The following is a 20,939-nucleotide window of genomic DNA, read 5'->3' on the forward strand; positions in this document are numbered from 1 at the left end:
AATGCCGAAATTGATGATTTTAAGTTGCTGAAGATTAATACAGATTACTTCGTTCCTTTCAGGTTAAATATTTGTTTTCGCAAATATTCTTTAAATTAATGCAACAGACGACTAAAACGGTTGGTAATTCCCCAAGCGATCGCAAAAGCGAGGGCTGAGGGAACCAGGGGCGCGCAAATACCGATAGTGAACAAGCCAAAGCAGAGGTTAGGAAGAATAACGATCGCCACTGCGATCGCAATTCTACGATATACAAGCCAGTGAAATCCCCAGACGCATAAACCCCCCATAAGTGACCAACTCCAGATCCAAATAACATCTAATGTTTGCGACCAAAACCGCAGCAAGGGGCGTTCTTGTTTAGCTATACTGAGCATTTGACTTGCCATTTGGGCGTGAATGACTACACCAGGCATTTCTTTGTCCAGTTCCTTACTAAAGGGAGTAGAAAAGCGATCGCCAACTGATGGAGCCACGACACCAATTAAAATCAGCCGATCTTTCACCCATTGCGGTTGAAAATCATTTTGGAGAACTTCTGCAAGGGTTAATTCCCTAGCGACTTTTTGTGCAGAACGGTAACTGAGCAGGACTTGGTGACCGCGAGGGTCGATGTTGTGATAAAAACCAGTATGGTTTTCCAACGGTTGGAAAACGGTAGAGCCTAGTTTTAAGTTGCCTTCAGAAGTCGCTTCTGGTTGAATGCCTTCTGAATATAGATAACGAAAGGCTAATTCAGCACTGAACGCATAGGAAGCTTGGCAAAGGGACTCACCTGGATTTAAATGAAACAAATAACGACGAATTGTGCCGTCCGGTTCAACTGCCAAATCGCTAAAGCCGACATTTTCTGGCGGACTAGCGGGGGGAGAAGCAACTCCAAATTTGTTACTATCCTTAGGTTCTGGTTGACTGACTTCGCAGATTGTCACAAGGCGTGGGTTTTTCTGGATGTGGGCGGCTAGCTCGCGGTATCCTGGTTCTACTGGCAAATCGCGGTAGATATCCAAACCAATGGCTCTCGGTTGATGAACCTGTAGTTTTTCTATTGCCTGCAAAATTACGCGATCGCTGAGGGGATACTGACGCTGCTGTTGGATATCTTGTTCCGTTACTTTTACCACCAGCAGGCGCTCATCAATTCCGCGATCGGGTTGCAGGCGCATTAGCTGGTCAAAAGCCCACAACTCCACAGGCTGGAGTCCGCCTAAAAATCGCACCGCCATAACTAAACCAGTAACTACCAAACTTTTAACCAAGATATTTGGTAGATGCTGCCAATCCAGGTGACGGCGGGAATTACGCTTTGCCATCGGCCGCAAATCTTTCCAAGTTGGCGGCACCTCAGAGGGATTTTGATAAATCATTGGTAACCAGGTAGCCCCCGGTAAATCGGTAAATTCCTCTAGACGTTCTTGGGCGCGACGCACCGCAGTGTATAAAGGTTGTCCGGCTGCATATTCTCTGAGAAATTCTTTGAGAAAAGATTGAGCAACTTGATCTGGGACTATCTCCTGCATGAGGATGATAATGGGCACGTGTAAATCAGCTAACTGCTGCGCTAATCCCAATCCTTCACAAGAGTTAAAAATTGCGATTCTTAATCCTCGTTGAATCGCTTCCCTTAAAGCATATTTGAATTGGTCAGTTTCAATACTTTCTTTTTCACTGAGACTAATCCGGCCTCTTTGTTCTACTGTCTGACTGTGCCCAGCAAAAAAGAAGATATTCCAGCCTTTTGGATCTCGCAGTTGAGCGATTAAATCTTTAGCTTGGGGTTGATGACAAAAAACTGACTCTGTTTGCTCTAAATTCTCAATTGCTTGGCGATCGCCTTCTAGATCCAGGTTTTGATTATCTCCAAAAATAGCCAGCAGGCGAACGCGATCGCTTTGAGTCTGATGTCTGGCATTCTCCCACACTTCATACTCTACCGGGCTGTAGCTAATACCAATATTTGGGTAATCTGACAGCAAATCCCAGGTATGCCAAGGTAATTTCCACAGGGTTGGCTCCTTGGCTTTGATGGCTAAGCGCATGGTGTCAGGCTGACTAGCTAGCTCTTTGCTTAACCTTTCTCGAATTTTTTGCCAGCCCGGTTCCCCCGAAGCTTCCAACCATTGATTGAGGTTAGCCTCCACTTGTCGCATCCGTTGACAACAGTCGGCTGCAATCTCGCTAGTGGCGCGATTTGTTGGCAGGCTTTCCTCAATTTCCCAACCATTATTGCGGGCGATCGCTGTGAGATTGCGAAAAGATTGTTGCCATAAAAGATACAATCCTTCAATATCTGTGTTAGCTTTTAGCCGACCTTCAATTTCCCCCAAGGGAGAACCGCCATCTTCTCTGAGTTCTAGCGATACTTCAAATCCTTGGTGAAAGTTTCCTCTGCCGATTTTCAGAACTGCTACCCTGCCCATAAATTTTTTGTTTCGCGCAAAGGCGCAAAGGCGCAAAGATGAATACTTTCCTCTTCCTTGGTGTCCTTGGCGGTTCGTTTAAGCAACAAAATCCTCACTCACGCAAACCCCATCCAACGTCACCCGCACTTGGAATTGAGTTCCCGGTGGCGGACTGAAGCCTAGTTGCAGAAGTTTATCTTTGCCTTGGCCTTGCTCGTCGCTTCTGGTTTGGGCTTGTAAGCGAGTTTCGCCACCGGAAATTACGCTCAGTTGGAGATTTGGTGGCAGTTTGTGGTGTTGGTTGATTGGTTGTACTTGTAGTCGTACCCCAATTTTTTCTTGAGTTTTAGGTCTAATGGTGACAATCAATGCTACTTGACAAGTTCCCAACTGCATCCCCAAGTCAATTAACCTAGCTTTACTGATACCTGCTTGGGGATGGTGAGGAGCGATTTTACCTAAACTTAAGGCTGCTTCCCAACGGGTTTCTTCATCGTTAGCAGTCTGTAACAATTCAGTCAACGCTGCAACAACTTCTGGGTGACCAACGCCTATTTGTCCTAAAACTCCGGCTGCTTGACATCGTTCTTTTTCGGGGCGATCGGATTGTAGCAGGCGAATTAATGGTGCGATCGCTTCGGCTGAAACTGTCTCTTCTGGATTTTCTGTACCGCGAACTGCACTGAATTCTGCAGGTGTTAAAAGTATTTCGACAGCTTGCCAAATTTTTTCTATGATGTTGTCTGCCCGCTGTAACCACTGTCGCAAGTTAACTACTGCAACACTTGCAGTTGGAGTTGTAGCTAATCGCAACCGCTGCTTGTATAATTCCTGCCGTAACTGTTCGTCTACTAGTAAAGCTGCCCATTGTTCAAAGGGCACTGTGAGTCTGGGGGAATATACTGAAGGGTTACTGAGTGGCTCTAATAACTCCTCAGCTACTTTTGGCGATGACTGCGGCGGCGGTTCTTCTGCTATGGAATTGCTATCCGGCTGCGGGACGAGTAACATTTGTGTAAGGTCTTCAGCCAGAACTTCCTGACTAATATAGTAAGAGCGATCACTCTCATCATATATGCCGCATTTCTTGAGTTTTTCATAGGTAGCGTATCCCCACACCCGCAACCAAGATTGGTCTTTTTCACCTAAATTGATTTGCACTGCCAGATAATAATCTTTTCTCCAGCTAGGAATATCAACCCACTCACAAGGAACAGCAAATTCTTCTAAATCGCTGGTTTCGCTAGGAATCAACACTAATCGGATTTCTTTCCACTCAATTGGAGTGCCATTAACAAATTCCCACAGAGAGTTCCAGCTATTGGTAGAAAAAATACTGTGATTAATACTATCTTGAGCTTGATTGGCTTCTGCTAACCAAGCCTCCAACCAGGGAATAAAAGTTTTTAAGCAGAGATAATTCAGGTAAGCTTGACAACGAGCTGCGGCATTAGCATGAGGTTGGGATTGCTGCCAAGCTTCTTGTTGAAGCTCTTGTGATAACTTCAACCAGATCTGGTTAGGATAAATAGTGGAAAGTTTTCGCAATTTCAGCATTTTTTGACTTTAATTCCTCTGGATTTCTAGGTAGAGCACATCTTTTGATAGCCAATCCTCAACCACTTCCCCGACTTGTTGCGTTTCTGTCTCTAGGGAAAGACCAAAGCGGGTGTTAATCCACCATAGAAAAGAACGCTGCAACTGCTGCTTGGCTATAGCCAGCGTTTGACAGGCATTATAATTAGGTTTGAGGGTTTCAATATTTTTTATGTCTTGCTTTTGACCATATCGCAGACAAATAATTTCTCTTTGCAGCGACCCTAATTGCTCAAAAGACTTTAATAATCCTGATTGAATAAGATTTTGGTAATAGTTTTTTAACCATAACTTGACATAGTTGGTTTGCCATTGATTAAGTAAGATTAAAAAACTTTTTTCTAATTGATTTTGATCTGCACTCAGTTTTTGTTCAACTTCCTCTTGGCTAATAGGTTTTTTCTGACTAAGAGTGCGAGTTAGCTCGATGATATTCATTTTTTGACCGTAGCTAAGTTTGAGAATTTGCTGCGATTCCGAATCTAAATCTGCGATCGCGGCAAATAATTTAGCTTCAATGGGATTAGCCGAGTTAAAATTGGTAAATTTTTCAGTTAAAAATGTTGTGACATAAGCACTAGGATTAATTCGCTCACTCGTTAACTCCTGAAACTTTTCTAGTAATGGTGCTTCCACATTCTTTGAGATGTAGCGGGAAACGGTTCCCTGATGAACGCCTATCTTATTGGCAAACTGTTCCTGAGTTAAAAGTGCCAATCGGTGAGGATAGCACAGAGGCATGACAGCTTGACGGCAGGATTTGGGAATTTGACTGCGGATATTGTCTAAGTTGTGCTCAATGAGTTCAATTTCTTCTCTTAAAATCAGGTCTACCTCTTGTAAAGCTTCTGTTGGTTCTTCTTCGTTCTCTAAAGCTTCCCAAGAATTAACGCTCCGATCGTCCGGTTGTTCGTTGTTATTGACATCGTAAGAAACTTCAATAATTTGGGAAGGTTGCTGTAAAGCGGCGATACAGATATTCATCCATTCTTGAATCATTGCAGGCGTTGCTGCTGCACCAACAGCGACTTGCAAGAAAGCAACTGGTTGAAATCTCTGAGAATTGTATTCCTTAGCGGTTTCCGCAAAATCTGAGAGTTCTGGTTCTGGCCATTTGTCTCCTTCTCTTCTGTTGGGATGATAGACGCGATTATTTTTGTAAATAGGAACAAAATAGCGCCAAGCAAAAAGATACTGCGAAATTTTTGGTTCTCTTGAGCCAGAGTTTATCAGCGCTTCTCTCAATCGTTCTTCTGCCTTTTGCAGTTTTCTATGGCTACTGATATCTACATCACATAGCAGATGCCATTTCGATTCCCAATGTATTTGCTGGCGCATCACATTTCGCAGCACCCCTACCATGTAGGTTTTGAGATTTGCTCTACTATCATTACTCGTCTTGTACTTATTGAGATATTGCTGTAATTTCTCCCGGTTACAAAGATGTTCGTTAGTCAGAGCATACAAATTTTCCGCATGAGCCGCGTAAAAAGGCAGACGACACCAACTTCTCCAAATGAGATAACAGCGATCGCGATCGAAGTAAGCTAATAAATGCCAGTGAGCCAAGCGCTTTTCTGTCTCGGGTTGAGAATCGTCATTGAGAATTTTGACAAAATAATCCGCGTAGTCGCTCTCATCCCATTGGGGATGCAACTGAACCAGCTTGTCCATTCGTTCCCGCAAGCGATTTTGAATTAGCCGTTTGAAGGGAGGATGACCGTTAGTTGCAGTGAAGTCATGCAATGTCCAGAATTTATCGCTCATTTTCAGAGATTGTCCGCTCAATGTTGGTGGCTTGCTCGTTGAGAGCAAGAAACCAGTTTGACAGTTTCAGATTTAGGAGAACTCGATTTGATTCTTCGGTTTTATTTTTCTCAAGCAAACGATAACTTTCTCTTTGAGATGGCAATAGCCACTAAACTCTTTTGCTCATTCTAGCTTTTAGGTTGTTTTTACTAATAGAGCTTTTACAAATTGACAATGAATCCGATACATAGGTTTCAACCCTTTTATCTGGTTATTGTAGTGGTGCCCGCTGGTTTATGCACTTATCTTTAATTACTGACAGAGGAAACAGGTAAAAAGTAATTTTATTAAGTTTTGTTGCTTAATGAATAATAGCTAGAAACCAATCAGGGTAATGATTGCAGCTAATTGGATGGGGCAGAATAACAATTCTTGCATAGGGTCAAGTACATAAATCAATCAAGACCACTCCATTAACTCTGATGAAAGGGTTAAAACCCCAACGAGGTAAGACAAAGCCTCTGAGTTCAATGTCGTTAATTACAGTCTTATGAGTCTATAGAGGCGTCGCTAAAGCTAATTTCTGACTTGAAGCAGAGTCATTGCCTATCCTCACTCAAAATCATCGATAGCAGGCATTGACCAAATCGAAAGCTATTGATGTCATGTTAACTACAGGAGAAAAACAATGTCTAACATCAACACAGCGATTTCTACTTCTGACGAACAACTGTTTACAGAATTAACTCCTGAAGAAGGAGCTGTCATTGAAGGCGGTGCTATTCTCTTATTGCATAAAGCCATTGCCCTCAGAGCAAGTTCAGATATCACCCCGGGTGTGAATGGAGACGACGTAGTTATTAAAGTCAACGGCGAAAAAATTTTCGGAACTAAAAAAAATGTACAAACAGGGGATACATTTGACATCGAAAAATTTTATAGCTTCAACGGGACTGCATCGGTTAATTTTTTTGATGCCGACGTTGCAGGTAATCCCGATGACCATCTAGGAGGTTTTAATGTTAATAACCCCACAAATGGTAAAAAATGGATAACAATCCACGGAAGTGACTCTAGATATCAAGTACAATACGAGGTTCTTGGCTAAACTCCTCAGAACTTTGAGATACTCAATAACCACACAGCTAAACTTTTGGTTCTCAGAAGCTGAACATTAAACATTGTCGGGGCTCTGTGCCCCGATATTTTTCCCTACTGTGTAAGTCCTAAACATGGACATTGCATAAAACAGGGATGAATTAATGAACTGCAAAGTCGCGAAGTGAAGGAAGTCGTTGCTGAAATAAGGGATGAAATTTTGGCATGAAAATCTCAAAACTCTCATTCTCTCTGTTTCTCCACTAGCCAACTATCCTTAACCAAAGCGTATCGCATGAGAACATCGTTGGCGAATAAGTGCATAAATCAGCAAGCGCGACCTCAATAACCAAACTGAAGGGATTCAAACACGCAAAACAGAATCTCAAGTAAAGGAGACTAGAAAAATGAGAAGCAAAAGACTTTTAGTAGAAGACTTGAATTTGGTTGAAGAACTGGACAATCAAACTGCTGAGTGTGTGGGAGGGGGACAGAAAGCACAGCAAAAAGTATTACTTGTTCCTCCACATGGTTGTCCCCCTGGTTGGATACCAGCGCTACCGCCTCTTAATCCTCAGCTAGGCTGTATTCCTAATACTATAGTTTCCCGGAATGAGCAGAATACCCCATAGCCAGAGCAAATCGCAGTAGGGGTTGACCGAATCGAAAGCTATTGATGTCATCTTAACTACAGGAGAAAAACAATGTCTAACATCAACACAGCGATTTCTACTTCTGACGAACAACTGTTTACTGAATTAACTCCTGAAGAAGGGGCTGTCGTCGAAGGAGGTTCCAGTTTACGGTTGATAAGTCTCACTCCCGTGGGCAACCCCTTTGAAAATGACCCCGCCATCCTGGTGGGAACAAGGCAAGTTTTCTCTGATCAAAACGTAAATGATACTCGATTATTTTCTAACACTGCGTACGAATTTGGTTTTGATACAATCGTCTCAATTTGGGATCAAGATAATGGAGCAGCTAGTGACGATCTACTAGGCTATAGGGATGCTACTTCCGCTCAAGCGGGTACGGGTGTACAGACTCTCAATGCTCTCAATGATCAAGGACAAGGATATCGTCTGCTCTACCAAGTCCTCTAAAAATAGTAAATTTAGTGGTTTTACATTTCTGCGGTGACATTCTTTCTCGGTTCAGCTCAAAGATCAAACCGCTCATAAACCTGAGCTAACAAGCTGAATGTTAAATAGAATTGGAGCCGTCGATGCCCCGACGGCTTTTTCTCTCAAGCAATTAGCCCTAAAAATGAGATACCCAATTATCCAACAACACTCTGAAGAAGACTGCGGTGCTGCTTGCATTGCCACGGTTGCCAAACACTACGGACGCACCTTTGCCCTGAATCGCGTGCGTGAAGCTGTTGGTACCGGATCGCGAGGAACATCCCTGCTGGGTTTAAGTCGGGGTGCAGAAACTCTCGGATTCCATGCCCGTCAAGTCAAAGCTAGCCCTCAATTACTCGATTATTTACATAAAGCTCCTCTCCCAGCAATTATCCATTGGAAAGGCTACCATTGGGTAGTTTTATACGGACAAAAACGTAATAAATACGTAATTGCTGACCCTGGTGTTGGGATTCGTTATCTGACCCGTCAAGAATTAATGGCAGGTTGGGGTAATGGCGTGATGTTACTTTTAACTCCCGACGACAGCCGCTTTTATCAACAAGAATCAGATAAAATTGGCGGACTGGGGCGCTATATTCAACGAGTTTGGCCTTATCGCTTTATTCTCGCCCAAGCGATCGCTATTAATATCGCCATTGGACTACTTTCCCTCACATCTCCCTTTATGATGCAACTACTAACCGATGATGTGTTAGTGCGGGGAGATACCCAACTGCTTACCACTGTAGCCATTGGCGTTATCACCATGAACTTAATTAGAAGTGCCATTGGTTTGGTTCAGTCTCACCTCATCGGTCACTTTGGACAAAGATTGCAATTAGGGCTAATTCTAGAATACGGGCGTAAACTTCTACACTTACCCCTGTCATACTTTGAAGGACGAAGAAGTGGGGAAGTAGTCAGCCGCATTGCTGATGTTAACGCCATCAATACTCTCGTTTCGCAAATTGTCCTAGGATTACCCAGCCAATTCTTTATTGCTGTAGCATCATTGAGCTTTATGCTCTTTTACAGCATACAATTGACACTCGCTTCCATCGCGGCTTTTGTGATTGTCACGGCTGTTAGCTTGCTATTCCTCCCAGCAATGCGCCAAAAAACCCGCAACTCGATTGTCTTGGGAACAGAAAACCAAGGCTTTCTAGTGGAAACCTTTCGCGGTGTCCAGGTACTAAAAACTACCCAAGCTACTCCCCAAGCTTGGCAAGAGTATCAAAGCAATTACGGTCGCCTTGCTAACCTCGGCTGGAGCATGATGAAGTTGGGACTTTATAGCGGCACAGTTATTGGCATTCTTTCTACTTTCATTAATATTGGCATCCTTTGGTTTGGTAGCTATTTAGTAATTAATCAAACTTTAACGATTGGGCAATTGATGGCGTATAACGGCATGAGTGGTAATTTCCTCGGCTTCCTCAGTTCTGTGATTGGATTAGCAGATGAATTTATCACCGCCCAAATTGTGATTCAACGCCTTACAGAAGTCATCGACGCTACCCCAGAAGACGAAAACGACTTTAAAAAACCTTGGGCAGAGATTCCGGGAAATGCAGATATTACCTGTACTAAACTCAACTTTCATCACGCAGGCAGAGTTGATTTATTACAAGATTTTTCCTTAACTATTTCTGGTGGTCAAGTAATTGCTCTCATTGGTAAATCTGGGTGTGGTAAAAGTACCCTTGCCAAGCTAATTACTGGTTTATATCCAGTGCAGTCAGGTAATATCCGTTATGGTTTTTATAATCAACAAGACCTCTCTTTAGAATGTCTGCGACAACAGGTAATCCTTGTTCCACAAGAACCCCATTTTTGGAGTCGTTCAATAGTTGATAACTTCCGCTTTAGTTATCCTGATATAAGTTTTGAACATATTGTTCGGGCTTGTCAAATTGCTGGTGCTGACGAATTTATCAGCAAATTACCAGATAAATATCAAACTGTTTTAGGTGAATTTGGCGCAAATCTGTCCGGTGGACAAAGACAAAGATTAGCTATTGCCAGGGCAATAGTTACTGACCCACCCATCCTCATTTTAGATGAATCTACAGGCGCTCTTGACCCTGTGAGCGAAGCACAAGTCCTAGATAAATTGCTTTACTATCGTCAAGGTAAAACCACTATTTTAATTAGTCATCGCCCTAAAGTAATTCAGCGAGCAGATTGGATTGTATTACTAGAACAAGGAAGCTTAAAAATTCAAGGTGCGCCAGAACATTTGCGGCAAATTCAAGGTGAACATTTAGACTTTTTAGAAGATTTTATCCCCTTCTCCCAAGATTTAGCGATCGCATCTTCTGTTGCTCATCTTAATGGCAAGCATTAATAGTTCAGTAAATTTCCAAATATACGCGAATTATTCATTTTGCGGATTTTGACAAGCAGCCTATTCTTTTGGTTTTTAACTATTATGGTTAGCAATACAAACTCTCTCCCCTCATTGCAATCAAATGAATTTATTCCACCAATTAGTCGTTGGACTACCTTTGGGGGAATGTTTATTCTCTGCGTTATTAGTTTAGCTATCCCAGTGGCTGCTGTAGCTCAATATAAAGTGACAGTTACAGGACAGGCAGTTGTGCGTCCAACTGGTGAATTACGCATTGTACAAGCAGCAACAGAAGGTCAGGTAATGCAGATTTATGTAAAAGAAAATCAGGAAGTGAAAAAAGGCGATACTGTTGCCACTATAGATGACTCCCGCTTGCAAACTAAAAAAAGCCAATTGCAAAGCAACATCCAGCAGGTACAACTGCAACTGCTGCAAATCGATGCTCAAATGAAGGCGCTCAATCAACAAATCAAAGCGGAAACAGAGCGCAAAAATCGTGCTGTTAGTTCTGCACAAGCCGAACTCAATCGCGTCCAACGCAATTACCAAGACCGACAAATAACTGCCAAAGCAGAAGTTGAAGAAGCCCAAGCGAACTTAAAAAAAGCAGAAAAAGAATGGTATCAAGCCTCTGTGGAATTGCGCTCGGCTCGTGCTAATTTACAATCAACAGAAGCAGCATTGAAAGCAGCCCAATCCAAACGCGATCGCTATCAAAAGGTAGTTCAAGAGGGAGCCTTATCTTTAAATCAATTAGAGGAAGTACAGTTAGAAGTTGCTCAACAACAACAAGCCGTTGAGGTACGACGTGCTACTATGGAGGCGCAAAAACTTCTTATTGCCCAGCAACAACAAGCAGTAGCCGCAGTACGAGCCAAACTGCAACGCGCTCAAGCTGCACTCAATCCTAGTGATGCGGAAGTTGCGATCGCTCAGGAGAATATTGCTCAAGAAAACGCTAGGGGTCAAGCCACTCTCGCTACCCTCAATCGAGAATGGGAAGCATTATTCCAGCAGCGGATTCAAATGAAGAATCAACTCCAACGCGACACCAGCGAACTGCAACAAATCGAAAGCGACCTCAACCAGACTAAGATTACAGTGACAGAAGACGGAATCATCTCTCGATTAAACCTGCGTAATCCCGGTCAAACTGTGCGTATGGGCGAGGAAATTGCTCAAATTGTCCCTAGCAATGCGCCCTTAGCAATCAAAGCCGCCGTTGCTCCTGATGATATTAGTAAGTTGAAAAAAGGTCAAAAGGTACAGATGCGGGTTTCTGCATGTCCTTATCCCGACTATGGGACTCTTCAAGGTGTCGTCAGTCAAATTTCTAAAGATACCATTAAATCTCAAAGGGATGAGGCTTTGCCCTCAGTTGCCAACATTTCTATCCCCTCATGGGATAGCAATGGTTCTTTCTACGAGGTGACGATACTCCCAGACAGCTTGTCCTTAGGTAGGAGTAACCATCAATGTACTATTCAACCGGGAATGCAAGGTAGAGCTGATATTATTTCCCGACAAGAGACAGTCCTAAAATTCATGCTTAGGAAAGCCAGGTTAATGACAAATTTGTAAAGTTTTGTTTAGAAAATATTTAAAATTCCGTAGAAGTTTTAACCAAGTTGAAAACTTAAATGTCAGCACTTTTACTCTTTGTGGTTACTCCCTTTGGTGTTATGAGATTACCGAGCTGCTTTTCCTCTTTCTTCGCCCTCTTTGCGTGAGTGCGGTTCATTTAAATAAGTAATCTTTGGGCAAAGAGGGAGTCATTACAGAGGCTAATTGTTGAGCAAACTGCATTTGCTAGTAAGACACTAAAAAAACGAAAAGAGGTAAAGATGAAAGACAAACAGAAAAAAAGCCTAGAAGATCTCGATTTTCTCACTGAACTTACTCCTAGTGAGCAAGAAGGAATCAATGGAGGTGTTAACCCTACTTTAACTTCATATCAAGAACCGATTATTGTTGGTGGCGCGGCATCTTTGTCACCTACACCTTATGTACCACCAGAAGACGATGATAATCTTTACAAACAACCCTTAAGTCTATCTCCAACTCCAAAAATAATCGGTTGATTTATCTATCCCCATCAATTTTTCGTTGACAGATGGTGGTATGCGCCAAAGTAAAGTCCTATCTTTTAAAGGATGGCAATCATGGGTTTAAGCTGGTCAAATTGGTGCTGGCGATTCAGAATAGCCAGTTTTGTAGTCATGTGTGCAGTGTACGCTGCATCCGGAGATTTTGCCCAAGCTCAGATTACTCCTGATTCCACCTTAGGTGCTGAAAGTTCTATGCTAACCCCAAACGTTAGCATAGACGGTCTTCCTACCGATCGGATTGATGGCGGAGCTATAAGAGGTACAAGTCTATTTCACAGTTTTAGAGAATTCAATGTTGGCGATGGACAACGAGCCTTTTTCGCTAACCGCGTAGGAATTGAAAACATTTTCAGTCGAGTGACTGGAACCAAGCCCTCAGCGATTCTGGGAACCCTGGGTGTCAACGGCGGAGCAAATCTGTTTTTACTTAACCCTAATGGCATTATTTTTGGACCTAATGCCAGACTAGACATCCGTGGTTCTTTTTTGGCAAGCACTGCAAGAGGAATCAAATTTACCGATGGTCTAGAATTTAGCACTGCTAATCCCTCTGCTCCTCCTTTGTTAACGCTCAATGTGCCAATTGGTTTGCAATATGGAGAAAATCCAGGCAGGATTTTGATACAGGGGCAAGGTAATGAACTCAAAGTCGATCGGGATACTGGTGAGGTACTTGAGGTCAACCGCACTGGTGGTCTGGAGGTAGAACCCGGTCAAACTTTGGCTCTTGCAGGTGGTGAAGTCGTGCTGGAAGGCGGAAGTTTGAGCGCCGAATCAGGGCGAGTTGAAGTTTGGAGCGTGCAGGGAGAGGGTTTAGTAGGTCTGACTCCAACAAACCCAGGCTGGGAATTGAGCGATCGGGGCGTGCAGAACTTCCAAGACATCCGCCTATCCCAAACTGCTGCTATTGATACTAGTGGTGCTGGAGGTGGCAATATTCAAATGCAAGGGCGGCGAGTAGCACTAGAAGATGGTTCATTTATTTTGTCCTTGACGCGAGGTGAGGGAAGTGGAGGAACTATTAGCATCAGAGCTTCCGAGTCTATCCAAGCCAGTGGAAACGCCCCCAATGGCGAAGCGAGTCTCTTTTTAACTGAGACATTAAGTATTGGAAACGCAGGCGATGTAAAACTTAACACAGGAAGCCTGATTCTCCAAAATGGAGCACAAGTATCATCTGGTACTTTTAGCCAAGGCAGTGGCGGAAAGATTATTGTCAATGCCTCAGAGTTAGTTGAAGCAACAGGAATCACTGCAACTGGAAATTTTACCAGTGGCTTATTTTCAGTATCCCGTAACAATAGTGGTGAAAGCGGTACAGTGGAAGTAACAACAAAGCGGCTGGTACTCCAGGATAAAGCTCAGGTAAGCGCCACCACTTTTAGTCAAGGCCGTGGGGGAAATGTACTGGTGAGAGCTTCTGAATCAGTAGAAGCGATTGGATCTAGCGGCTTATTTGCTTCTAGTGAGAGTACTGGTGAGGGTGGTAGAGTAGAAATTAACACAGGAAAGCTAAGACTCCAGAATGGAGCACAGGTAAATGCTACAGCATTTAGTGAAGGTAACGGAGGCGATGTGCTCGTCAATGCGAGGGAGTTTGTGGAAGTGATTGGCATTGCTGAAGATGGCAATTTTGCCAGCGGCTTGATAGCACAGACCCTAGGGAGTGGGAACGGTGGTAGAGTAAAGATTAACACAGGAAAGCTGATACTCCGAGATGGAGCCCAGATAAGTGCCGCAACTGTAAAAGATCGGGGTCGCGCGGGTGATGTGCTTATAAATGCCTCGGAGTCAGTGGAGGTGATGGGCATTGCTCAAAATGGGAATTTTCCTAGTAGCTTAGTAGTACAAACTCAGGGTGCTGGCGACGGCGGTAGAATAGAGATTAACACGGGAAAACTAATACTCCGAGATGGGGCCCAGATAAGTGCCGTAACGACAGATCGGGGTCGCGGGGGTGATGTACTCGTAAATGCCTCGGAGTCAGTAGAGGTGATTGGCGTTTCTCAAAATCGCAAGTTTACCAGCACCTTGAGAGCACAAACTTCGGGTACTGGGGACGGTGGTAGTGTGACAATCAACACAGGAAAGCTAATTCTCCAAGATAGAGCACGGGTAACTGCTACAACTTTTAATCAGGGTCGTGGGGGTAATGTGCTCATCAATGCTTCAGAATCAGTGGAAACCGTTGGTTTTGGGAGTGGTTTGAGGGTACAGACCGAAGGCGCTGGGGACGGCGGTAATTTAACGATCGACACTAGACGGTTTCTAGCTAGCAAAGGAGCACAAACTTTAGCTACTGCTTTTAACAGCACAGGCAATGGGGGAAACATCAACATCCAAGCTTCCGAGGTAGAATTAATTGGCACCTCTGATAATGGCGAACCTACCGTTGTTTTTGCTACTACTCGAGGTGAGGGCGATGGAGGCAAAATTAGAATTGAAACGGCTCGATTCATCCTCCTTGGAGGAGCGCAAATAGGTGCTGGGACTTTTAGTAGCGGTCAAGGTGGAGATGTTTTTGTGCAAGCTTCGGATTCGGTTGAACTTGTTGGCACAGTTCCACAGCTTGCCAATCGAGATTTTTTTCGAGATCGATCAAGTCAGCGGTTTCCTAGCGGTTTGTTTACTAGCTCCGAAAATATCGGTACTGCGGGAAATTTAAGGATTGAGACTAAAAACTTAAGGCTTCGAGATGGAGCCACAATTGCTGTGAACAATCAGGGAGTAGGAGATGCAGGCAATTTAGAAGTGTCAGCACGTAATGTTTTGCTGGACAATCAAGCTGTTCTCTCAGCGACAACTACATCAGGTCAGGGCGGAAATATTACGCTCAAAATCGATAAACTTTTGTTATTACGTCGCAACAGTACAATCTCGACTAGCGCAGGTATCGATCGCGCTGGTGGTGATGGGGGCAATATCTTGATTGATAGTGACTTGATAGTTGCCGTCCCTGATGAAGATAGCGATATTACTGCCAATGCTTTCCTAGGACGAGGAGGTAAGATCGACATCAAAACGCAAGGTTTATTTGGTCTTGAATTTCGCAACTTCCGGACTCCTCTAAGTGATATTACCGCTAGTTCTGAGTTTGGTATAGCCGGAGTTGTAAATATAGATATCTTAGATGTTGACCCTGCTCAATCATTAACTCAATTACCAGCAAATATTGTTGATGTTTCTCGCTTGATTGGACAGGACTTCTGTCGAGTTGTCGGGAAGAATAGCGAATTTGTGGTTACGGGTCGTGGCGGTTTGCCTAGTTCTCCCAATGAAACGCTCAGGGCTAATGCTCCTTGGGAAGATTTACGGGTAGATGAGAGCAAACCAACAGGGTTCAAACTTCCGTCATCAGCTAGGAGCGAGCAACCAAAGATGGAGGACAACCAACCAGAGAGAATTGTGGAAGCTCAAGGTTGGATTACCACGCCGAATGGCGATGTGCTGCTGACGGCAAAGCCTGCGACAGTGACTCCTCAGGGGCTTTGGTTGCATCCTCTAGACTGCCAACTGTGGAAGCAAAGCAGTAGGAGTTGAAAAAATGAAGCTGCTAATTCGGTTCATAACGATCGCTCTGTTAGGGCTACTCTTAAGTTTAGGTATCCATCTCCTAATCCCAGTCAGTGCTAAGCCAGTAGCGGCGGATCGGGAATTGACGTTGATGCAAGCGGGTAACCAACACTACGATGTCGGTCAGTTTTTGGAAGCGGCTCAGGTATGGCAACAAGCTGCACAAAAGTATGAAAAAATAGGCGATCGCACTCATCAAGCCCTAGCATTAAGCTTTGTCTCATTGGCTAAGCAACAACTCGGTCAATGGCAACAAGCCCAAGCAGCAATTGATACAAGTCTAGCTCTACTGGACAAAACAGATAAAGGTGATGAAAGAATCCGCGCCCAAGTTTTAAATGCTCTTGCACGTCTGCAATTGGTGGGAGGTAAAGCAAAACTAGGACAAGACTCTGCCCAAGCGGCTCTGAAAACTTGGCAACAGGCGGAGACTTTCTACAGAAAAGCTGGCGACTCTGTTGGTACATTTGGTAGCCAGATTAATCAAGCTCAAGCACTGCAAACTTTAGGACTTTACCGTCAAGCTAGGAAATTATTGGTACAAATTCGCCAAACTATAGAACAATCCCCAGACTCGCGTTTGAAGATTACTGGTCTACGTACCTTAAGCGATACCTTTCAACAAGCAGGAGAGTTAGAAGTCTCGCAAAAGTTGCTGACACAGGCTTTAGCAGTAGCCGAAAAACAGGGATTGCAACAAGAAAAGAGCCTAACTTTCCTAAGTCTAGGAAATACAGCTCGTGTTCAGAAACAAACTGAAAAAGCTCTGGAGTTTTACCAACAAGTAGAAACAGTCGCAGCTGATAAATTTCCCCTCCTGAGGTTGCAAGCACAACTAAATCGCTTGAGCTTACTAATCGAAACGCGCCAGTGGGATTTGGCTGAGAGTTTGGCGTCACAAATTCCGCAACCATTAGCGATTTTGCCTCCTGGTCGGTCTACTGTTAACGCCCAAGTCAACTTAGCTAAGAATCTGATGTGTCTGCAACTCCAACGCAGTACACCCATTTGCCCTTTACCAGCAGATAGGGAAAATCAGCTCTTACAAACTAAAACTGTAAACGAATCATCGAACTCAGTAATTATTTCTATGTTGAATGGGGCGGTGCAACAAGCCGAAAACCTCCAAGACCGCCGTACCCAGTCTTACGCTCTGGGAAATCTCGGTCAATTTTACGAACAGCGAGGCGAATGGCAAAAAGCAAAAGAATACACTGTTAAAGCCTTAAATCTCTCCCAACAGATTCAGGCTGGTGATATTAGCTACCAGTGGCAGTGGCAGTTAGGAAGACTACTTAAACAAGAAGATATCACAGGAGCGATCGCGGCTTACTCCCAAGCTGTTAAATCTCTGCAATTGATCCGCAGTGATTTGGTAACTCTCAATCCTAATATTCAATTTGGCTTTCGAGAGGAGGTAGAACCAGTTTATCGAGAACTAGTTAATTTACTCTTGCAAGCCCAGACACCTAGCCAAGAAAATCTCAAGCAAGCCCGCGAAGCCATTGAAGCACTCCAACTAGCTGAACTCGACAACTTCTTTCGAGATGCTTGCGCTCAAGCCAAGCCAGAACAGCTTGATCAGATTGTAGACAGGGCTGCTACCCCAACAGCCGTCTTTTACGGAATTGTTTTGCCAGACCGTTTGGAGTTTATTCTCAAGTTACCTAAACAATCTAACTTGCTTCATTACAGAACTCAAGTTTCGCAACAAGAAGTCGAAAGTACCTTAAAACAACTACAACAGAAGCTAACCCAGCCTAAACCCTCGAAAGAACTACCTCAATTATCTCAGCAAGTATATAACTGGCTACTTCGCCAAGCTGAACTTGATTTAGCTAAAAGTGGCATTAATACCTTAGTGTTCGTGTTAGATTTCTCTTTGCAGAATATTCCCCTCGCTGTTCTGGATGATGGTAAACAATATTTAGTTCAGAAGTATGCTTTAGCTCTGAGTCCGGGTTTACAGCTAATCGAATCCCAGCCTTTGACCCAGATTCAACTCAATGTCTTAACAGCAGGGGTAAGTGAAAGACATACCGTTGCAGGTAGAACTTTTGATTCCCTCAACCAAGTTCCTCTCGAACTTGAAAAAATTCAGGCGGAAGTAACCAGAAGTAAGAAACTGCTGAATTCTGCATTAAGCTCCGACAATTTAAAAAAGGTGGTTAAATCAGTTCCTTTCTCTGTGATTCACCTTGCTACTCACGGTAATTTCAGTTCTAACCCCGACGAAACCTTTGTTTTGCTGTGGGATCGGTTGCTAGAAGCCAAGAATTTCGATCAATTACTGGCAATTGGCGATCGCATTAATACACGAGCAATTGAATTATTAACGCTAAGTGCTTGTGAAACCGCCACTGGCGACAAACGAGCCACATTAGGTTTAGCGGGAATCACTGTCCGAGCCGGAGCACGCAGCACATTAGCGACACTTTGGCAAGTCAAAGATGAGTCTACAGCTGCATTTGCTATTCAATTTTATAAAGTTTTAAAAGATAACAAGTTGACAAAAGCGCAAGCATTGCGACAAGCTCAACTGTATCTGATGGAAAAGCATCCTAATACTAATTACAAACTACCTTATTACTGGGCACCCTTCGTTTTAGTGGGCAATTGGTTATAGCTTCAAGGGGTTTCATTAAAATTACTCACGCGTTGGTCAACCTTGGCAAAATGCCCAACCAAACATGCTAATTAACATCAAAAACGAGTATTCAAGTTGGGCATTTTGCCGCCTCAAAGCCGGGTATAACCTCCGCACGAATGAATAAGGTTGACCAACGCGTGAGCAGGATTTATCCAAGGGCGACCAAGAGGCTAAAGCGCTTGCTGTATCAGACCCATAGCTTTTAAACCCTGCCGATAAAATGTCTGCTTATTGCGAATGGAACTGATGAAGGGATCATCATGCCAACACGCGGCCTGCCGAGATACGGATACCGTTGGCGAATTAATTCATTGGAAGGGTAGTTTTGGAAACTTTCGTTGGCGGTTTTCCACGACAGCATAAGGATTTCCAACTTGCATAAGCACTTAACGTATCCCCTCAATAATCCGGGGAAAGCAACATGGAAGTATTCCATGACCACCCGAGTGAGTGAACCATTGCTTTTTCCTTGATGATCGCAACCAGTCTCCCAATCTCACCTTCATGGGAAATGCGATAAGCCGGAGGCTTGACGCTGTGCGTATCGCGTACATATTTAAAGAAGCTGACACCCAACTTTCGCATTATTAATCACGCTTCCAGCCTTAACTGAACCGTATTGTGTTATATACTGGTTTTCACCTTAAGTTGACATCAATAAGCAGGGCTCAGCAAGCCTACCCATTGGTTTGTAGTTTATACAAATGAAAAGCGCTTTAATATCACTAAGAAGCTGTAGTTAAAGAGTGCGTTCTGCTTAAGTGACACGCACCCTTAAGAAATAATGATTAATTAATAATACGCTCCTACAAGGCTATAAATTAGCGTAGTTAGAACTATCAAAGTAATAACAACGTATGTAAATTCTCGCCGCCGTAGAAAAATAAGCAGAGAAATGACCACCCGAATAATAGGAGTTGCAACAAGTAGCAGCAGTCCAAGTTGAATAATCCCACGGCGACTACCTGACAATACCGCAGTCACAACACCAGTGGGAGAACGGAAATAAGATGGTTCTCCTTGAAAAAAATGATAGTCGGCTCTTTCACCACCGTGGCGAATCAAGTACAATATGCCACCTATTAAAACGACAGTGCTAGCAATTATGACGCCGTATTTTAGTAATTTACTAAGTAGCTCCTCAAATTGCAGTTCGCTGAGTGTTTTCGTATCTTCCTTGTTTACATCAACCTCACAGTCATTGGAGGACTTCGTCACCATGCTAACGCTTTGCTGGGGTAACTCTTGAATATCACTGTTTGGTTTTTCCTGCTGCAATTGGAATTTAATAACTTCACTCTCTGATGATTCTAATGATGTAGATGAACCCCACCAGAAACCAAAAGTTTTCGTCATTCTAAAGCCTCCCGATTAAACTGTTGTAGACCATCTTGAACGCCATAACCACCAGCACAAGAGAGAAGATAATTCTCAAAGTCTGAGTTTTGGCTCCTATCAAGACTCGCGCCCCCAAAAAAGCACCAGGTAATACTCCCAACATGACCGGCATTGATAGTCCTGGATCGATGTAACCCCGCGCTAGGTAAACTCCTGCTGATGCGGCGGCGGTAACGCCAATCATAAAATTGCTGGTGGTTGTAGAAACTTTGAACGGGATACGCATAATTTGATCCATCGCCAAGACTTTAAATGCTCCCGAACCAATGCCAAGTAATCCAGAAAGAATTCCAGCAACTAACATCACGCTAAACCCACCGGGGACAGAATGAACTTGGTAAGACATCAGTCCTTCAGGAGTTGGGTAAGTACCATTGAGTTGTAAATAAGTTCCTGTGGGGTCAGGTGACTCAGTTTCAAGGTTGTCGAGTTTGGGTTGTTGTGATAGGAAAGCCGAATAAAGTAGAACAACAGCAAGGACGATGGACAATGCTTTAACAGAAATAAAAGTGGCTATCATTGCTCCTATTAAAGCTCCGATTGTTGTCGCTACTTCTAGAAACATTCCCAATCGCAAATTAGTATATCCTTGCTTAATATATGTAGATGCCGCACCTAGGGAAGTCGCAATGACAGACACCAAGGAAGCACCAACTGCGTAGCGGATATCAACTCCAAAGACTGAAACTAATAAGGGGACAATCACAACTCCACCCCCTAAACCAGTAAGCGCTCCTAAAAAGCCTGCGGTTAATGACCCAATCCAAACTAATAAAGAAAACTCTAGAATATTCAAATTTTATTCCTCTATTTTATATAGAATCTTAAATAAAAAATGATATTTATAGACGGATAAATAAAGTTTTGATTTTCATACTTATGATA

At 43.5% G+C, this 20,939-nt stretch carries 15 protein-coding genes; 8 read left to right on the forward strand and 7 right to left on the reverse strand.

The window, feature by feature from the left end:
- Nucleotides 1–95: 95 nt before the first annotated feature.
- The 4 genes from ACM0OZ_RS31085 to ACM0OZ_RS31100 all read right to left on the reverse strand — a co-directional run bounded on the left by ACM0OZ_RS31085 (nucleotide 96) and on the right by ACM0OZ_RS31100 (nucleotide 5,910).
- Complete coding sequence (locus ACM0OZ_RS31085; protein ID WP_414586687.1) at nucleotides 96–2,420, reverse strand: CHASE2 domain-containing protein; 2,325 nt, start codon at nucleotides 2,418–2,420, stop codon at nucleotides 96–98.
- A 78-nt stretch (nucleotides 2,421–2,498) separates the two neighbouring features.
- Nucleotides 2,499–3,959 (reverse strand): DUF1822 family protein, encoded by a 1,461-nt coding sequence (locus tag ACM0OZ_RS31090; RefSeq protein WP_414586688.1) that lies wholly within the window; start codon nucleotides 3,957–3,959, stop codon nucleotides 2,499–2,501.
- A 9-nt stretch (nucleotides 3,960–3,968) separates the two neighbouring features.
- Nucleotides 3,969–5,765 carry a helix-turn-helix domain-containing protein gene (locus ACM0OZ_RS31095; RefSeq protein WP_414586689.1) on the reverse strand — a complete coding sequence of 599 codons (1,797 nt, stop codon included), beginning with the start codon at nucleotides 5,763–5,765 and terminating at the stop codon, nucleotides 3,969–3,971.
- Entirely contained in the window at nucleotides 5,755–5,910 is a 156-nt protein-coding gene (locus ACM0OZ_RS31100) for a hypothetical protein (protein WP_414586690.1), read from the reverse strand. The genes ACM0OZ_RS31095 and ACM0OZ_RS31100 overlap by 11 nt, the downstream gene beginning before the upstream one ends.
- A 525-nt stretch (nucleotides 5,911–6,435) precedes the next feature.
- On the opposite strand from ACM0OZ_RS31100, the gene ACM0OZ_RS31105 reads away from it, so the two are divergent.
- From ACM0OZ_RS31105 to ACM0OZ_RS31140, 8 genes are all read left to right on the forward strand, one after another.
- The gene (locus tag ACM0OZ_RS31105; RefSeq protein WP_414586691.1) at nucleotides 6,436–6,855 is read left to right on the forward strand and encodes a hypothetical protein; all 420 of its coding nucleotides are present in this window, start codon (nucleotides 6,436–6,438) and stop codon (nucleotides 6,853–6,855) included.
- A 397-nt stretch (nucleotides 6,856–7,252) separates the two neighbouring features.
- Nucleotides 7,253–7,477, forward strand: a complete 225-nt coding sequence (locus tag ACM0OZ_RS31110; RefSeq protein ID WP_414586692.1) for a hypothetical protein — start codon at nucleotides 7,253–7,255, stop codon at nucleotides 7,475–7,477.
- A 72-nt stretch (nucleotides 7,478–7,549) separates the two neighbouring features.
- Nucleotides 7,550–7,948 (forward strand): hypothetical protein, encoded by a 399-nt coding sequence (locus ACM0OZ_RS31115; RefSeq protein ID WP_414586693.1) that lies wholly within the window; start codon nucleotides 7,550–7,552, stop codon nucleotides 7,946–7,948.
- A gap of 163 nt (nucleotides 7,949–8,111) precedes the next feature.
- Nucleotides 8,112–10,319 carry a peptidase domain-containing ABC transporter gene (locus tag ACM0OZ_RS31120; protein WP_414586721.1) on the forward strand — a complete coding sequence of 736 codons (2,208 nt, stop codon included), beginning with the start codon at nucleotides 8,112–8,114 and terminating at the stop codon, nucleotides 10,317–10,319.
- Nucleotides 10,320–10,403: 84 nt separating this feature from the next.
- Nucleotides 10,404–11,906, forward strand: coding sequence for an HlyD family secretion protein (locus ACM0OZ_RS31125; protein ID WP_414586694.1), 1,503 nt, complete (start codon nucleotides 10,404–10,406; stop codon nucleotides 11,904–11,906).
- A 263-nt stretch (nucleotides 11,907–12,169) separates the two neighbouring features.
- Nucleotides 12,170–12,406, forward strand: a complete 237-nt coding sequence (locus ACM0OZ_RS31130) for a hypothetical protein (protein ID WP_414586695.1) — start codon at nucleotides 12,170–12,172, stop codon at nucleotides 12,404–12,406.
- 138 nt (nucleotides 12,407–12,544) lie between these two features.
- Nucleotides 12,545–15,973, forward strand: coding sequence for a filamentous hemagglutinin N-terminal domain-containing protein (locus tag ACM0OZ_RS31135; RefSeq protein WP_414586696.1), 3,429 nt, complete (start codon nucleotides 12,545–12,547; stop codon nucleotides 15,971–15,973).
- 4 nt (nucleotides 15,974–15,977) lie between these two features.
- The gene (locus ACM0OZ_RS31140) at nucleotides 15,978–18,632 is read left to right on the forward strand and encodes a CHAT domain-containing protein (protein ID WP_414586697.1); all 2,655 of its coding nucleotides are present in this window, start codon (nucleotides 15,978–15,980) and stop codon (nucleotides 18,630–18,632) included.
- Between the two features lie 423 nt (nucleotides 18,633–19,055).
- Here ACM0OZ_RS31140 and ACM0OZ_RS31145 read toward each other — a convergent pair whose 3' ends face one another.
- From ACM0OZ_RS31145 to ACM0OZ_RS31155, 3 genes are all read right to left on the reverse strand, one after another.
- Entirely contained in the window at nucleotides 19,056–19,241 is a 186-nt protein-coding gene (locus tag ACM0OZ_RS31145; protein ID WP_414586698.1) for a hypothetical protein, read from the reverse strand.
- A gap of 207 nt (nucleotides 19,242–19,448) precedes the next feature.
- On the reverse strand, nucleotides 19,449–20,012 hold the full coding sequence (locus tag ACM0OZ_RS31150; protein WP_414586699.1) for a DUF1634 domain-containing protein: 564 nt from the start codon (nucleotides 20,010–20,012) through the stop codon (nucleotides 19,449–19,451).
- A 1-nt stretch (nucleotide 20,013) separates the two neighbouring features.
- Nucleotides 20,014–20,850, reverse strand: a complete 837-nt coding sequence (locus ACM0OZ_RS31155) for a sulfite exporter TauE/SafE family protein (RefSeq protein WP_414586700.1) — start codon at nucleotides 20,848–20,850, stop codon at nucleotides 20,014–20,016.
- Nucleotides 20,851–20,939: the final 89 nt, after the last annotated feature.

Origin of the sequence: Scytonema sp. PCC 10023, from assembly GCF_963920835.1 — a bacterium.
Classification (GTDB): domain Bacteria; phylum Cyanobacteriota; class Cyanobacteriia; order Cyanobacteriales; family Nostocaceae; genus Kalymmatonema.

What these genes read in the sequence shown, in the direction of transcription:
- ACM0OZ_RS31105 (WP_414586691.1), top strand. Translation starts at nt 6,436, where the DNA reads ATGTCTAACATCAACACAGCGATTTCTACTTCTGACGAACAACTGTTT.
- ACM0OZ_RS31145 (WP_414586698.1), bottom strand. Translation starts at nt 19,241, where the DNA reads ATGCGAAAGTTGGGTGTCAGCTTCTTTAAATATGTACGCGATACGCAC.
- ACM0OZ_RS31140 (WP_414586697.1), top strand. Translation starts at nt 15,978, where the DNA reads ATGAAGCTGCTAATTCGGTTCATAACGATCGCTCTGTTAGGGCTACTC.
- ACM0OZ_RS31120 (WP_414586721.1), top strand. Translation starts at nt 8,112, where the DNA reads ATGAGATACCCAATTATCCAACAACACTCTGAAGAAGACTGCGGTGCT.
- ACM0OZ_RS31095 (WP_414586689.1), bottom strand. Translation starts at nt 5,765, where the DNA reads ATGAGCGATAAATTCTGGACATTGCATGACTTCACTGCAACTAACGGT.
- ACM0OZ_RS31115 (WP_414586693.1), top strand. Translation starts at nt 7,550, where the DNA reads ATGTCTAACATCAACACAGCGATTTCTACTTCTGACGAACAACTGTTT.
- ACM0OZ_RS31150 (WP_414586699.1), bottom strand. Translation starts at nt 20,012, where the DNA reads ATGACGAAAACTTTTGGTTTCTGGTGGGGTTCATCTACATCATTAGAA.
- ACM0OZ_RS31110 (WP_414586692.1), top strand. Translation starts at nt 7,253, where the DNA reads ATGAGAAGCAAAAGACTTTTAGTAGAAGACTTGAATTTGGTTGAAGAA.
- ACM0OZ_RS31125 (WP_414586694.1), top strand. Translation starts at nt 10,404, where the DNA reads ATGGTTAGCAATACAAACTCTCTCCCCTCATTGCAATCAAATGAATTT.
- ACM0OZ_RS31135 (WP_414586696.1), top strand. Translation starts at nt 12,545, where the DNA reads ATGTGTGCAGTGTACGCTGCATCCGGAGATTTTGCCCAAGCTCAGATT.
- ACM0OZ_RS31090 (WP_414586688.1), bottom strand. Translation starts at nt 3,959, where the DNA reads ATGCTGAAATTGCGAAAACTTTCCACTATTTATCCTAACCAGATCTGG.
- ACM0OZ_RS31130 (WP_414586695.1), top strand. Translation starts at nt 12,170, where the DNA reads ATGAAAGACAAACAGAAAAAAAGCCTAGAAGATCTCGATTTTCTCACT.
- ACM0OZ_RS31085 (WP_414586687.1), bottom strand. Translation starts at nt 2,420, where the DNA reads ATGGGCAGGGTAGCAGTTCTGAAAATCGGCAGAGGAAACTTTCACCAA.